Source organism: Geodermatophilus sabuli, from assembly GCF_010686765.1.
Lineage (GTDB): Bacteria > Actinomycetota > Actinomycetes > Mycobacteriales > Geodermatophilaceae > Geodermatophilus > Geodermatophilus sabuli_A.
Genome location: NZ_JAAGWF010000001.1, coordinates 1 through 13,621, shown reverse-complemented (window position 1 = coordinate 13,621; position 13,621 = coordinate 1). Strand labels below are relative to the sequence as shown.

Genomic DNA, 13,621 nt, shown 5'->3' with positions numbered 1-13,621 from the left:
CGCACCCCCGCGCCCGACGGCGCGCCGATCGAGACGGTGACATGCCCGCACCCGTTCCTGCCCTCGCCCGGCCCCGGCTGCGCCGCCCTGCCTGGCTGTCGCCCGCGGTGGCGCGCACCGAGGTGCTGGCCGGCCTCGTCGTGGCCCTCGCGCTCATCCCCGAGGCGATCAGCTTCTCGATCCTGGCCGGCGTCGACCCGCGGGTCGGCCTGTTCGCCTCGTTCACGATGGCGGTGGTCATCGCCTTCACCGGCGGCCGCCCCGCCATGATCAGCGCCGCGACCGGCGCGATCGCCCTGGTGATCGCCCCGCTGGTCGCCGAGTACGGCCTGGACCACCTGTTCGCCGCGGTGGTCCTGGGCGGGGCCCTCCAGATCCTGCTGGCCGCTGTCGGGGTCGCGCGGCTGATGCGGTTCGTCCCACGCAGCGTCATGGTCGGCTTCGTCAACGCGCTGGCCATCCTGATCTGCTCCGCGCAGCTCCCCCAGCTGGTCGGCGTCCCATGGCTGGTCTACCCGATGGTGGCCGCCGGGCTGGCGATCATCTTCCTGCTGCCCCGGCTGACGACCGTCGTCCCCGCTCCGCTGGTGGCGATCATCGTGCTGACGGCGCTGGTGGTGGCCACCGGGCTGGACCTGCCGGACGTCGGGGGCGAGGGCGAGCTGCCCGACAGCCTGCCGTTCCTCGTCCTGCCCGACGTGCCGTTCACCCTCGAGACGCTGCGGATCATCGCGCCCTACGCCCTCGGCATCGCCTTCGTCGGGCTGATGGAGTCGCTGATGACGGCGAAGCTGGTCGACGACATCACCGACACCCACTCCGACAAGACCCGCGAGTCCTGGGGTCAGGGCGTGGCCAACATCGTCACCGGCTTCACCGGCGGCATGGGGGGCTGCGCCATGATCGGCCAGACCATGATCAACGTGAAGTCCGCGGGCGCCCGGACCCGGCTCTCGACGTTCCTCGCCGGCGTGTTCCTGCTGGTGCTCGTGGTGGCCCTCGGCGACGTCGTCAGCGTCATCCCGATGGCCGCGCTGGTCGCCGTGATGGTCTTCGTGTCCATCGCGACCTTCGACTGGCACAGCCTGCGGACCATCCACCGCATGCCCAAGAGCGAGACGGCGGTGATGCTGTCGACCGTCGTGGTCACGCTCGTCACGCACAACCTGGCCATCGGGGTCGGCGTCGGCGTGCTCGTGGCCTGCGTGCTGTTCGCCCAGCGGATCGCGCACCTCGTCGACGTCGGCCGCGTCGTCGAGGCCGACGGCACGGCGCGCTACACGGTCGACGGGGCCCTGTTCTTCGCCTCCAGCAACGACCTGTACACGCAGTTCGAGTACGCCGCCGACCCCGGCGACGTCGTCATCGACCTGTCGAACGCCCAGGTGTGGGACGCCTCCACGGTGGCGGCACTGGACGCCATCACCCACAAGTACGCGACCCGCGGGAAGCGGGTGGAGATCGTCGGTCTGGACGAGCACTCCACGGCCCGCTTCGAGCGGCACACCGGTCAGCTGAACGGGGCGCACTGATGCCGGCCCCGCTGGCGGAGCTCCCCTATGACCCGGCCGACGCCGCCCTGACCGACCGGCTGCGGGCACTGCGCGAGCAGCCCGGCTGACCCGGGCGGGGCTGACCCGGCCGCCGGCCGGCCCGGTTCAGGGAGCCGGCTCGGCGACGGCCGCGGCCGCCGAGGTCCGGGGTGTCGGCAGGTCCCGCGGAGCCGGCGGGATGTTCGCGTTGTGCCGGAAGACGTTCTCCGGGTCCCACTCAGCCTTGAGCGCGGCCAGCCGGCGGTACTTCTCCTCGCCGTACGTGGCGCGCACCCGGGCGTCGTCCGGCTCTCCGAGGAAGTTGACGTAGGCCCGGTCGCTCCCGGTGAACGGGCGCAGCGCCTGCCAGGCACCCCGCACCCACTCCCGATCGGCGGCGAGGGTGCCGGCGTCGGCGGCCTGGGCGACGAACGACATCGACCACCGGCAGGACCGGCTCCCCCCGAACGCCGTGGCGTCGTCGGGGACCTCGGCGAACCGGCCGCCGAGCGGCAGGACGGGGATGAACGAGTCCGGCGCGGTCTTGCGCGGCAGCCAGTCGATCAGCACGTCGATCGCGCCGTCGGGCAGGTCCTCGAGGTCGAGTCCCTTCTCGTAGGCGTGCACGCCCCACGGGGAGGACGCGTCGAGCATCTGCTGCAACGCCGTGTACGGGATCGGCGTGACGAACTCGACCGTCGGGTGCAGGTCGCGCAGTGGCGCGATCGCCGCCGCGTGCCCGGCGGGGCCGTCCCAGCCGGCGACCATCGCCCCGAACGCCGGTCGGCCGTGGTGCTCCGCGGGGAGGAACGGTGCGGCTGGGATCGACATCCCCGCCACCAGGGCACCCAGGTGCGTCGGCAGCCCGCCGAGGTACTCGCGGACGGCGCGCAGCGGCTCGCGGGCGTCCTCGGCCGCCCAGAAGAACATGCCCAGGGTGGCCATCGGATCGGTCTCGTGGAGGGCGAACACGAACTCGGTGACCACGCCGAAGTTGGCTCCCGCGCCGCGGAGCCCCCAGAAGAGGTCCGGGTGCTCCTCCTCCGAGGCCCGCACCACCCGGCCCTCGGCCGTCACGACGGTGGCCTGGACGAGGTTGTCGCAGGTGAGGCCCTGCCGGTGGGTGAGCCAGCCCATGCCGCCGCCGAGGGTCAGCCCCGCGACGCCGGTGTGGCTGACGGTGCCACCCACGACGGCCAGCCCGTGGGCCGCGGTGGCGGCGTCGACCGCGGCCCACGCGGCCCCGCCGCCCACGGTCGCCCGCCGCGTGGCGGGGTCGACGTGCACACCGGCGAGCCGCGACAGGTCGATCATCACGGCGTCCTCGGCGACGGAGCTGCCGGGGATGCTGTGCCCTCCTCCGCGCACCGTCAGGTCCAGGCCCGCCGAGCGGGCGCCGACCAGCGCCGCGGCGACCTCCGCGGCGGACGCCGGCCGCGCGATCAGCGCCGGCTGCCGGGTGACGTCGGCGTTCCAGACCGCCTCCTGGCGAGCCCTGGCGAAGCCCTCGTCACCGGGGCGGACCAACTCCCCCCGGTAGTCGTCCAGGAAGCGGGCGAGGACGGTGGAGTCCAGTGGCATGTCGGCCCCCTCGGCCAGGAGACGTGCGCTCCCCGGGGAACTGCCCGGCTGGGAGCACGGGCACTCTGGCACCCGCGGCCCGGGCCCCACACCCCTGTCCGACCGCCGCGGGACGCCGGTCGGGCGCGTCCCGGCGCGTGGTGACGGTGGGGGCACGGTCCCTGGCTGGACGCACGTCAGCCGGGTCCCGGCCGCACCCGTACCTGCGCGGTGGCCACCAGGTCGGCGGCGATCTCGCGCAGCTTGCGGTTGGTGCGCTGCGACTCCGCGGCCAGCCGGTCGAAGGCCTCCTCCGGTGAGCACTGGGACCGGGCGACGAGGATCCCCTTGGCCTGCTCGATCACCGCCCGGGACTGCATCGCCAGGCGCAGGTGCCGCGACGTCTCCGCCGACCGGGCGTACGCGGCCGCGGTGACCACCGCGCCGGCGGCGTAGCCGGCGAACGCCCGCGCCAGCCCGGTGGCGGCCGCGTCGAACGGGCCGCCACCGGTCCGGTACAGGTTGAGGGAGCCGACGGAGCGCGGGCCCGCCACCAGCCCCACCGAGAGCACGCCCCGGACACCGTGGCCGACCGCGACCGAGGCGAAGTCGCGGTACCGCGTCTCGGCGGCCGTGTCGTCGATCCGGACGGTGTCACCGGCCAGCGCCGCGTCCAGGCAGGGCCCGAGCCCGGCGTCGTGCTGCCGCTGGTCGAGCGTCGCGGCCAGGGGCCCGGTGCCCCCGACGGTGGCCAGGCCGCCGGCCTGGACGACGGTCACCGATGCCTCCCCCGTCATCGGCAGGGTGTCCCTCGCCAGCCGGGCCACCTGGCCGAGGATCGCGGTCAGGGGCCGGCGGGCGAGCAGGACCCGGCTCAGTTCCGCGAACGCCGCCTGGGCGTCCCGGGCCAGGCCGCCGTCGGAGACCACCATGGGAAGACCTCGATCTGCTGGAGCCGGCCACCCGGTCACTGCGGGACGGCGGCTGCCACCGTGCCGCTGCCGGGGCGTGCGCAACAGTGCTTCGCGCGCGACGGCCGGCCCCGGTCACCCCTCCGGCGGTCGCCCGACCCCCGGCGCGGGGGTGCCGATCGGCTGGTCGGTCTCCGGCGCGCTGCGCGGCGCCGGCGGCCAGGCCGGGGGTCCCGCCGACGGCGCCGGCGGCGGGACCGGCTGCGCCGGCACCGCGGGGGCCGGCCCGGACCGTGCCGGGCGGACGGCGAGACCCACCAGCAGGGCGCCCACGACGAGCAGGATCCCGCCGGCGACCAGGAGGCCGCCCCACAGCCACGGCAGACCGGGCGCGGTCACCCCGGCCCGGGCGTCGACGTCCACGCCCCCGGCGGCGTCGGACCGCATCACCACGGCCGTCCAGTCGCCGTCGGCCGGCCGCCACTCCAGCACCTGGGTACCGGATCCCTCGGCCTGCGCCACCCAGAAGTCCTCGTCACCGGGCGCACCGGCGGGCGCGCCGCCGGGGTCGTCGCGGCCCTCGTCGAGGCCGCCGTCCGGGCCGAGGTCGTCGATCTCCCGGTAGGCCACGCCGTCGAGGTAGCGGGCGGCGTCGGCCGCGGGGGCGACGCCGATGAACACCGAGTCCGACGGGTCGGCCGCGGTCGCCTGCAGACGGGCGTCGCCGAGGACCTCGTCGATGACCCACTCGTCGCCGACGGTGTCCAGGCTGATGTCCTCGACGGCCAGCGCGTACCCGTCGGTGGACAGGTCGTCGGTCGGGGTCGACAGGTAGCCGTCCTCGCGCTGCGTGGTGTCGGCCCACGCCAGCGCGCCACCGCCGACGAGCAGCCCCGTGGACGTGATCAGCAGCAGGGCACCGACCACCAGCGCGACCACCCGGCCGGCACCCCAGCGCTGGGGCGGCGGGGCCGGCGTGCCCCACGACGCGACCTGCCCGCCCGCCGGTGCGGGGGCGATCGGGCCGGACGGGGAGGGCGCGGGGTCGGCGCCGCCCAGGTCGAGCCGGAACGGCGGATAGCGGTCGGTCATCAGCGCCACGTAGGCGGCGACCCGCAGCACCCAGCGGTCCATGCCGAGCACGAAGTCGTAGACGGGGTGGGGATAGCGGCCGGAGAACAGCAGCACGATCCCGGCGATGAGCACCAGCAGGGCGACGAGCCCACCGGCGCCCCACCCGTTGTCCCACGCGCCGTCCTCCGTGGCCGCGGAGGTGCCCGCCCAGAGCCCGCCGCCGACGAAGAGCCCCACGATCAGCAGGTGCGGCAGCGCCAGCAGCCAGGACTTCACCAGCACCAGCCCGCGGGAGAGCCGCTCCGGATGGGGGACGTCCAGGCGCGCCGGGTAGTCCGGCACGTCGGCGAGGGTGAACGGCGGGTAGCGGTCGGTGCCCAGCGCGCCGTAGCCGTAGTAGTGCACCCGCCAGCTCCAGCGCAGCACGCCGAGGTTGACGTCGAACAGCGCCCGCGGGTAGCGGCCGGTCACCAGGATGGCGAACCACGCCACCACGGTGAGCACCACGAAGACGACCCACAGGACCGCCAGGACGACGTAGTGCGGGAGGAGCAGGATCCACTTCACCAGCCACAACCAGCGCGACAGCGGCGCGTCCAACGACGCGTCCACCCGGACCGGGTAGGGCGTGGGCTGATCGGTCACGACGTCTCGTCCTCACCTCGCCCGCGTGGGCCGCGCGGTCGCGCCGGCCGCCGTCGGGGTGGTCCCAGCCTCCGAGCGGTGCGCGGCCGGGGACACCGACCTCCGTCCACGCCGCTGCGGGCCAGAGGTCCCTGCCCGGGGGGGACCCGGGCCCCGGCACGGACGGCGGGCCCTCCGGCGGCGCACCCGGGACCTGCGCCCCTCCGCGGACGCGCCCCGAGCGGGCAGGCTGGCGGCGAGGAGCGCGCGACGGGGCGCGGACCGGCTGAGACGAGGACGGCGACCGTGGCCAGCGACGTGCCGGGCCCCGCCCGGAGCATGACCCGGCGGTTCACGCTGGGGCGCGGTCCGCTCAGGCGCGGATCCGACCGGGTGCAGGTCGCCTCGCGGGTGCTGCTGCTCCTGGTCGTGCTGCTCTCGGTCCCGGTCGCGCTCACCGTCGGCACCGTCGTCCGCGGCGACCTGCTGGCCACCGCCGAACGGGAGGCCGGCGAGCGCTCGCCCACCCAGGCGGTCGCGACCGAGGACGCGTCCGCCTCCTACGGCACCGGCGCCGCGGCCCGCGCCGTCGTCGCCGCCCGGTGGACCGCACCCGACGGCACGGAGGTGGAGGGGGACGTGCGCGGGCCGGCCGGCACGCGGCCCGGGGACGTCGTGGAGATCTGGGTGACCGCGGACGGCCGGTCCGTCGACCCGCCGATGTCCGGGCGGCAGGCCACACTGAGCGCGGTGGTGCTGGCCACCGTCGGGTGGTTCGGTGCGCTGGCCGCCGCCGGTGGCGGGCACGCCGCCGTGTGCTGGCTGCTCGACCGACACCGGGACCGCGAGTGGACCCGGGGCTGGGCGGCCGTGGAACCGACCTGGACCCGCCGCGTCCCGTGACGGGCACGGTCGCGAGGAGAGGAGCCGCGTCATGGCCCTGCGCCGGTGGAGTGACCTGAGCGGGCGGCAACGCGCCGTCCTGCTCGGTGTGGGAGTGGTCCAGTGGCTGCTGGCCGCCCGCGCCTGGTGGGACCTCGCGCACCGCCGCCCCGACCAGGTCCACGGCCGCAAGGGCGTGTGGGCTGCGGTCATCGGCGTCAACTGGATCGGCCCGCTGGCCTGGTACCGCTGGGGGCGGGTGGGCTCCTCCCGGTGACCCCGGGCACTCCGGCCCGGGTCGGAAGACCCTGCTGGGGCGCGCTGGGCCGGGTGTGGACTCGCGGTATGACCTCGGGTGTCATGACTCCTGCCGGCCCGGCCGTCACGCCGCCGGAGCCCTCGCGGGCCGGCCGCCGGCCGGTGCACCGGCACCCGGTCGACCTGGTGCGCGTGGTGCTGGGGCTCGCCGTCCTCGGGCTGGGTTTCCTCGTCGCCCAGCGCGGTGAGCTGTCGGCGTTCGAGCGCGACGTCTTCCAGCTGGTCAACGACCTGCCGCAGAGCGTCTTCCCGATCGTCTGGCTGGTCATGCAGCTGGGCAACGTGGTCGCCGTCCCGGTCGTGGCCGCGGTCGCCGCGCTGACCCGGCGTCTCCGGATGGCGCGCGACATGCTGCTGGCCGGCGTGCTCGCCTACTTCGCCGCCGACCTGGTCAAGAGCGTCGTCCAGCGCGAGCGCCCCGGGGGCTTCGCCGTCGCGGTCAACTTCCCCGAGGGCCCCGTCGGCGGGCTGGGCTTCATCTCCGGGCACTCGGCGGTGGCCGCGGCCCTGGCCACCGCCGCCGTCCCCTACCTGTCCCGCCGGGCCCGCCGGGTGGCCTGGGCGCTGGCCTGGACGGTGGCGCTGGCCCGCGTCTACGTCGGCGCGCACCTCCCGCTGGACGTCGTCGGCGGCCTGGGCGTCGGCTGGGCGATCGGCTCGCTGGTGCACTGGCTGCTCGGCGTGCCCCGCCGCGAGGTGTCCCCCGCCCGGGTCGGGCAGCTGCTCGAGCGCTACGGCCTGCCGGTCCGCGACCTGCGCCCGGCCGACGTCCGGGCGCGCAGCTCGCACCCGTTCGAGGGCGTCGACGAGCGCGGCCGACGGCTGTACGTGAAGTTCCTCGAGCCCGACCGCTCCGAGCGGGACTGGCTCTTCCGGTTGTGGCGGCTGCTGGCAGTGCGCGACATCAAGGACGCCGACGCCGTCGCGCCGCTGGGCCAGCAGGCCGAGCACGAGGCGGTGGCGGCGATGATCGCGCGCGAGCGCGGGGTCCGTGTCGCCCGGGTGTTCCTGGCCCGCGGCAGCGACCGCGGTGCCGTCGTCGTGCAGGAGCACCTGCCCGGGCGGGGGCTCGACGAGCTGCCCGCCGACGAACTGACCCCCGAGCTGCTGGGCCGGGTGTGGGAGCAGGTCCGCCTGCTGCACGCCGCGCGCGTGGCGCACCACGACCTGGTCGCCTCGAGCGTCCTCGTCGACGACGACGGCCGTCCGTCGATCGTCGACTTCGGCAACGCCCTCACCGGCGCGGGGGACGACGCGATGGCCGGGGACGTCGCCGAGCTCATGGCCTCCCTCGCGCTGCGCACCGACCCCGAACTGGTCGCCGACACCGCCGTGGCGGTCCTCGGCCCGGACGCCGTCGCCGCGGCCCTCCCCGGCCTGGCGCCGCTGAGCCTCTCCTCGGCCACCCGGAGCGAGGTCCGCGACGGCCGCGCCCGGCTGCACCCGCTGCGGGTGGCAGTGCGCCGCACGCTGGGCCTGCCCGACCCGCGCCGCCCCGAGTTCGGCCCGCCCGGCATCGGCGCGCGGCTGGCGGTGGCCGGTGGAGCGGCGCTGGTCCTCGTCGGGGTGCCACTCCTGGCCGGCGCCACCGCGTTCCTGGACTCGGTCGAGCGCGGCGGCTGGCGCTGGCTGGGCGCCGCCCTCGCCCTGGCCGTCGTCGCGCGCGGGGCCAACGCCGCCGCGGCGCTGATGACCGTCGAGCGGCGGCTGGCCGTCGGCCGGACCTACGGCGCGTCCATGGTGGCCGAGGCGGCGTCGCTGCTGCACGGCAGCGCGGGCTGGCGCCGGTCGGCGGCCCGCTTCGTCGAGCGCGCCGGGGTGCAGCCGGCGGCCGCCCGGCGGTCGATCGACCGGTTCGTCGCCGGCGCGATCGTCGCCGCGGTGCTCGTCGCGGCCGGGACGCTGGTCATGGCGCTGGTCGAGGACCGGCTCGGTGACTGGGAGGCGCCCGAGGCGCTGGTACCGGCCGTCGCGCTCGGCCTGGCCGCCTGGGCCCTCGTGCTGGCCGGCCAGTGGCTGGCCCGTCGGCACGACACCGGGACGGGCTCGCGACGACACGTGACCCGCACCCTGCGCGAGGAGCTGGTCCGGATGCGCCGCGGGGAGGGCGACCCCTGGCGCCGCGGTGGGCAGCTGGGCTGGACGATGCTCGCCGTCGGCCTCGAGGGGTCCGCGCTCGCCGCCGCGATGCACGCCGTCGGCGCCTCGGTGCCGCTGCTGGCCACCGCCACCGTCTACGCCGGGCTGCACCTGCTGTGGTCGGTGCTGCCGGCCACCTCCGCGCCCGGCGCCGCGGAGGTGGCCCTCGTGCTGGCGCTGACCGCGCTCGGTGCACCGCTGGCCAGCGCCTGCGCCGCCGCACTGGTCTTCCGGCTGCTGACCTTCTGGGTGCCGGCGGCGATCGGCTCCCTGCTGACCGCCCGGTTCGAGCACCGCTTCGGCGCATGACCGCCGTCCCGCCGCCGGGAGCTGGTCCGGCCGCCGCGCTGCGGAGGCCGCGGACCGGGGTGGCCGTCCGGCGCCGGACCGGCGACCTGGTGGTCCTGGTGGCCGCCGTCGCCGGCACCGTCCTCGTGTCGTGGGCGGTCTCGTCCGGTGAGGTCGGGGCGGCCGAACGGGCGGTGTTCGCCGCCGTCAACGGCTGGCCAGACGCCCTGCGAGACCCGCTGTGGGTGTTCCAGCTGGTCGGCGTGCTGGGCATGCCGCTGCTGGTGGCGCTCGCCGCCCTCCTCCTGCGCCGATGGCGGCTCGCGGTCGCACTGGTCGCGCTGGTGCCGCTGAAGCTGCTGGTGCACGGCGAGCTGGTCAAGGGCCTGGTGCAGCGGCAGCGGCCGGGCAGCACCATCCCGGACGCGGTGCTGCGCGACGTCCCCTCGGCCGGGGTCGCCTATCCCTCGGGGCACGCGGTGATCGCCGCGGGCATCGTCGTCCTCCTGGCCCCCTACGTGCGCCGGCGCTGGCTGGCCGTGCTCGTGGTGGTGGCCGTGCTGAACTCGGTGGCGCGGGTCTACCTCGGCGCCCACGCGCCGCTGGACGTGGTGGGCGGGGCCATGATCGGCATCGCCATCGGCGCGGCCCTCGACCTGCTCGTCGGCGTGCCGGACCGCGGACCCGGTGCGGGTGTCCAGGACCGCGGGCCCGGCGCCGGCGTCCCCGGTGCGGCCGGGACGACCGGACGCCGTGGTCGGGACGTTCTCCCCTGAGCCGGGAGGCCGGGGCCGACCGAGAGTGGGACCGAGCCGGAGCGTGCAGGGCGGCGTCCGTCCGCGCCGCCGCGCCCGGGCGCCGGAGAGGAGTCAGCGTGCTCCCCACCGAACAGGGCCGGTCGGTCGTGGTCCTCGGTGCCGACGACTGCCACGAACTCCTGGGCACCGTCGGGATCGGCCGACTCGGGTACACCCGTGACGCGCTGCCGGCGATCGCGCCGGTCCCGTTCCGCCTGCACGGGGACCAGGTGATCATCCCGTCCCGGCCGGGGAGCCACCTCGTCGACGGCACCCGCGGTGCGGTCGTGGCGTTCGAGGCCGACTCGTTCGACGCCGACGTGCACAGCGGCTGGACGGTCACCGTCATCGGCCCCTCCCGGTCGGTCATCGACGCCGACGAGGTGGCCACCCTCGACGCCCTGCCCTGGCCCCACCGGCCGAGCTGTCCGGACCGCCGCTACATCAGCGTGGCCATCGGGCTGATCCGCGGCTGGCGGGCGGTGCCGGAGGAGCCGGTCGCCCGGCCGGTGTCCTGACCGCGGCACCCGGGCGGCCCCGTCGATGTCGACCGACCGCTTCCGCTCCGGAACCGTCCGTGGAACGCTCGGGTGCCGGAAAGGACGCCCCGCCATGCCGCCGACTCCGCAGGACCGCCCGCACGGTGCCGGGCGTGCCGAGGCACCGGCGGCCGCGACGCGGCTCGCCCAGCTCCTGGACGAGCTCCAGGACCGGCCGGCGACCACCACCCGCAGCCGGACCCGCGTGCAGCACCTGCTCGACGCGTTCCTGAGCGTGTCCGCCGGGCTGGACCTGGAGACGACCCTGCGGCGGATCGTGCAGGCCGCGGTCGACCTGGTCGACGCCCGGTACGGCGCGCTCGGTGTGCTGGCCGCCGGAGGCGGCCTGGCCGCGTTCATCCACGTCGGGGTGGACGACGAACGGGCGACCCGGATGGGCTCCCTCCCCGAGGGCAAGGGCGTGCTGGGTCAGCTGATCACCGAGCCACGCCCGTTGCGCATCCCGGACCTGAGCCGGCACCCCTCGTCGGTGGGCTTCCCGCCGCACCACCCCGAGATGCACGCCTTCCTCGGGGTGCCCGTCCTGGTCCGCGGCGACGTCTACGGAAACCTCTACATCACCGAGAAGCGGCACGGGGAGTTCACCGCCGAGGACGAGGCGGTGCTCACCGCGCTGGCCGGTGCGGCCGGCATCGCGATCGACAACGCCCGCCTCTACGAGGAGGGCGAGGCGCGCCGCCGGTGGATGTCGGCGGTCTCCGACGTCCGTGCCTGCCTGCTCAGCTCCTCCGACGTGGACGACGCCTTCGAACTGGTCGTCGACCGGGTGGGCCGGCTCACCGGTGCCGACGCCACCTGGCTGCTCGTCGGGCCCGACGTCCGCGACGGCCGCTACACCGTCCGGGCGCGGGCCGGAGAGGGCACGAGCGACGCGACCGGGCGGCGGCTGTCCGCGGCGACCGACCCCGTCCTCGACGCGGTGGCGAGCGCGGAGTCGGCGGTCGTGCTGGACTGCTCGGGGACGAGCTTCGAGGGCCCGGGCAGCCGGCGCACCTGGGGTCCCTGCATCGGGGTCCGGCTCCGGGGGACGCACAGCGAGGAGGCGGTGCTGATCGCCGCCCGCACCGCCGGAGGCCCCGGTTTCTCCGCCGACCTGCCTCCGTTGATGAGCTCCTTCGCCGACCAGATCGCCGCCGCCCTGGACATGGCCGCCCAGCAGCGGGTGGCGCGCCGGCTGGACGTCTACGAGGACCGCGACCGCATCGCCCAGGACCTGCACGACCACGTCATCCAGCGGGTCTTCGCCGCCGGGCTGAGCCTGCAGTCGGTCCTCCCCCGCGTCGCCGACGAGGAGGCGCAGCGCCGGATCCACGAGGTGGTCCTGCAGCTGGACCAGACCGTCCGCGACATCCGGACGACGATCTTCGACCTGCACACCACCGAGGACACCGACCGCAGCACCAGCCTGCGCCGGCGGGTGCTCGACATCGTCACCGAGACCGCCGGCCGCACCATGCACCCCACGGTGCGGATGTCCGGCGCCGTGGACAGCCTGGTCACCGGCGACCTGGCCGCCGACCTCGAGGCCGTGACCCGCGAAGCGGTCAGCAACGCCGCCCGGCACTCCGGCGCGTCCCACCTGATGGTCACCCTGGACGTCGCCGACGACGTCGTCCTGGAGGTCACCGACGACGGCCGCGGGATCGACCCGCGGGTCGCCCGCAGCGGGCTGCGCAACCTCGAGGACCGCGCCCGCCGGCGTGGTGGTGGGGCGCAGGTGGCGGCGCTCCCGGACGGGGGGACGCGGTTGCGCTGGTGGGCGCCGCTGCGCTGACCGGGGACGCCGTCGCCCGCCCGTCGTCCCCCGGCGGACCTGCGGGAGGGCCGGTCAGGTCTGCCGGGGGGCCGGCGGGGTGCCCCGCAGCTCGGTGGCGAGGACCGCGGCCTGCGTGCGGCGTTCCAGGCCCAGCTTGGCCAGCAGGTGGGAGACGTAGTTCTTGACCGTCTTCTCCGCCAGGAACATGCGCTCCCCGATCTGCCGGTTGGTCAGGCCCTCCCCGATCAGCTCGAGCACCGTGCGCTCCTGCTCGCTGAGCTTGGCCAGCGGCCCGGCCGGCTCGGCCGCCCGCCGCAGCCGGTCGAGCACCGCGGTGGTGGCGGTGGGGTCGAGCAGGGAACCGCCGGCGGCCACCGCACGGACGCCGCTGACCAGGTCGTGGCCGAAGATCTGCTTGAGCAGGTAGCCGGACGCCCCGGCCATGATCGCCTCGAAGAGGGCCTCGTCGTCGCTGTAGCTGGTCAGCATGATGACCTTGAGCTCGGGCATCTTCGACCGCAGCTCGCGGCAGACCGAGACGCCGTCCCCGTCCGGGAGGCGGACGTCGAGGACGGCGACGTCGGGCTGGAGGGCCGGGACGCGGGCGAGGGCCTCCGAGGCGTTCTTCGCCTCCCCGACCACGGTGATCCCGGGGTCGCTCTCCAGGACGTCGGCCACGCCCCGCCGCACGACCTCGTGGTCGTCGAGGAGGAACACCCGCACCGGGGCCTGCTCGCCTGCGCCCACCAGCCACCTCCCCCGCCCGTGCGGCCCGGCAGCCGCCACGCATCCGGCCCAGGCTAGGGGGCCGTGCGCTGCGCGCGCGCAGAGTCGAAGGTCCCGGTGTGACCGACGAGACCTGCCCCCGCGGCGGCATCCGGCCTCCGGTGTCGACGCCCGGAGGTGCGGCCGGCCGATCGCGCACCCGTACCGGCATGCCCGCTGGTCAGAGCGCCGGGAACTGTCGTACCTGCTCCATAGGTTCGGGGTGTGTTCATCGGTGGCGGGTTCGGCGTCGGGTTGACGGTCGCTGATCTCGTGGTGCCCTCGCAGTTGGCGGAGTGGGAGCGTCCGGCGCGGTTGTCGGAGGTGTTGCCGCCTGCGTCGCGGACGCCGGCGGAGAAGGCGCTGGAGTTGGGGCGGCTGGCCCGGTTGGAGGCGATGATCGCGGCGTACCGGG

At 75.9% G+C, this 13,621-nt stretch carries 12 protein-coding genes; 8 read left to right on the top strand and 4 right to left on the bottom strand.

Annotation, left to right across the window (positions count from 1 at the left end; translation table 11 throughout):
• Nucleotides 1-41: 41 nt before the first annotated feature.
• Nucleotides 42-1,532 carry a SulP family inorganic anion transporter gene (locus tag GCU56_RS00060; protein WP_163479470.1) on the top strand — a complete coding sequence of 497 codons (1,491 nt, stop codon included), beginning with the start codon at nt 42-44 and terminating at the stop codon, nt 1,530-1,532.
• 126 nt (nt 1,533-1,658) lie between these two features.
• Here GCU56_RS00060 and GCU56_RS00055 read toward each other — a convergent pair whose 3' ends face one another.
• From GCU56_RS00055 to GCU56_RS00045, 3 genes are all read right to left on the bottom strand, one after another.
• Nucleotides 1,659-3,113 carry an FAD-binding oxidoreductase gene (locus GCU56_RS00055; RefSeq protein WP_163479469.1) on the bottom strand — a complete coding sequence of 485 codons (1,455 nt, stop codon included), beginning with the start codon at nt 3,111-3,113 and terminating at the stop codon, nt 1,659-1,661.
• A gap of 176 nt (nt 3,114-3,289) precedes the next feature.
• On the bottom strand, nt 3,290-4,024 hold the full coding sequence (locus GCU56_RS00050) for a GAF and ANTAR domain-containing protein (RefSeq protein ID WP_163479468.1): 735 nt from the start codon (nt 4,022-4,024) through the stop codon (nt 3,290-3,292).
• 114 nt (nt 4,025-4,138) lie between these two features.
• Complete coding sequence (locus GCU56_RS00045; RefSeq protein WP_163479467.1) at nt 4,139-5,722, bottom strand: DUF4389 domain-containing protein; 1,584 nt, start codon at nt 5,720-5,722, stop codon at nt 4,139-4,141.
• Between the two features lie 285 nt (nt 5,723-6,007).
• Here GCU56_RS00045 and GCU56_RS00040 point away from each other — a divergent pair, with 285 nt between their 5' ends.
• From GCU56_RS00040 to GCU56_RS00015, 6 genes are all read left to right on the top strand, one after another.
• Nucleotides 6,008-6,604 carry an Rv1733c family protein gene (locus tag GCU56_RS00040; RefSeq protein ID WP_163479466.1) on the top strand — a complete coding sequence of 199 codons (597 nt, stop codon included), beginning with the start codon at nt 6,008-6,010 and terminating at the stop codon, nt 6,602-6,604.
• A 31-nt stretch (nt 6,605-6,635) separates the two neighbouring features.
• Entirely contained in the window at nt 6,636-6,860 is a 225-nt protein-coding gene (locus tag GCU56_RS00035) for a hypothetical protein (RefSeq protein ID WP_163479465.1), read from the top strand.
• An 83-nt stretch (nt 6,861-6,943) separates the two neighbouring features.
• A complete protein-coding gene (locus GCU56_RS00030) occupies nt 6,944-9,349 on the top strand; it encodes a phosphatase PAP2 family protein (RefSeq protein ID WP_163479464.1) in 2,406 nt (801 codons plus the stop codon).
• Nucleotides 9,346-10,104, top strand: coding sequence for a phosphatase PAP2 family protein (locus GCU56_RS00025; RefSeq protein ID WP_163479463.1), 759 nt, complete (start codon nt 9,346-9,348; stop codon nt 10,102-10,104). Before GCU56_RS00030 ends, GCU56_RS00025 begins: the two co-directional genes overlap by 4 nt.
• A gap of 98 nt (nt 10,105-10,202) precedes the next feature.
• Nucleotides 10,203-10,643 carry a pyridoxamine 5'-phosphate oxidase family protein gene (locus tag GCU56_RS00020; protein ID WP_163479462.1) on the top strand — a complete coding sequence of 147 codons (441 nt, stop codon included), beginning with the start codon at nt 10,203-10,205 and terminating at the stop codon, nt 10,641-10,643.
• Between the two features lie 94 nt (nt 10,644-10,737).
• Complete coding sequence (locus GCU56_RS00015; protein ID WP_163479461.1) at nt 10,738-12,459, top strand: GAF domain-containing sensor histidine kinase; 1,722 nt, start codon at nt 10,738-10,740, stop codon at nt 12,457-12,459.
• 54 nt (nt 12,460-12,513) lie between these two features.
• Here the strand turns inward: GCU56_RS00015 and GCU56_RS00010 are convergent, their stop codons facing one another.
• Entirely contained in the window at nt 12,514-13,188 is a 675-nt protein-coding gene (locus tag GCU56_RS00010; RefSeq protein WP_163479460.1) for a response regulator, read from the bottom strand.
• A 243-nt stretch (nt 13,189-13,431) separates the two neighbouring features.
• On the opposite strand from GCU56_RS00010, the gene GCU56_RS00005 reads away from it, so the two are divergent.
• On the top strand, nt 13,432-13,621 hold a 190-nt coding region (locus GCU56_RS00005; RefSeq protein WP_163479459.1), incomplete at its 3' end, for a hypothetical protein.

Excerpts from the sequence above, each read along its gene's own strand:
- GCU56_RS00025 (WP_163479463.1), top strand. The coding sequence starts at position 9,346 with ATGACCGCCGTCCCGCCGCCGGGAGCTGGTCCGGCCGCCGCGCTGCGG.
- GCU56_RS00050 (WP_163479468.1), bottom strand. The coding sequence starts at position 4,024 with ATGGTGGTCTCCGACGGCGGCCTGGCCCGGGACGCCCAGGCGGCGTTC.
- GCU56_RS00060 (WP_163479470.1), top strand. The coding sequence starts at position 42 with ATGCCCGCACCCGTTCCTGCCCTCGCCCGGCCCCGGCTGCGCCGCCCT.
- GCU56_RS00055 (WP_163479469.1), bottom strand. The coding sequence starts at position 3,113 with ATGCCACTGGACTCCACCGTCCTCGCCCGCTTCCTGGACGACTACCGG.
- GCU56_RS00015 (WP_163479461.1), top strand. The coding sequence starts at position 10,738 with ATGCCGCCGACTCCGCAGGACCGCCCGCACGGTGCCGGGCGTGCCGAG.
- GCU56_RS00035 (WP_163479465.1), top strand. The coding sequence starts at position 6,636 with ATGGCCCTGCGCCGGTGGAGTGACCTGAGCGGGCGGCAACGCGCCGTC.
- GCU56_RS00030 (WP_163479464.1), top strand. The coding sequence starts at position 6,944 with ATGACTCCTGCCGGCCCGGCCGTCACGCCGCCGGAGCCCTCGCGGGCC.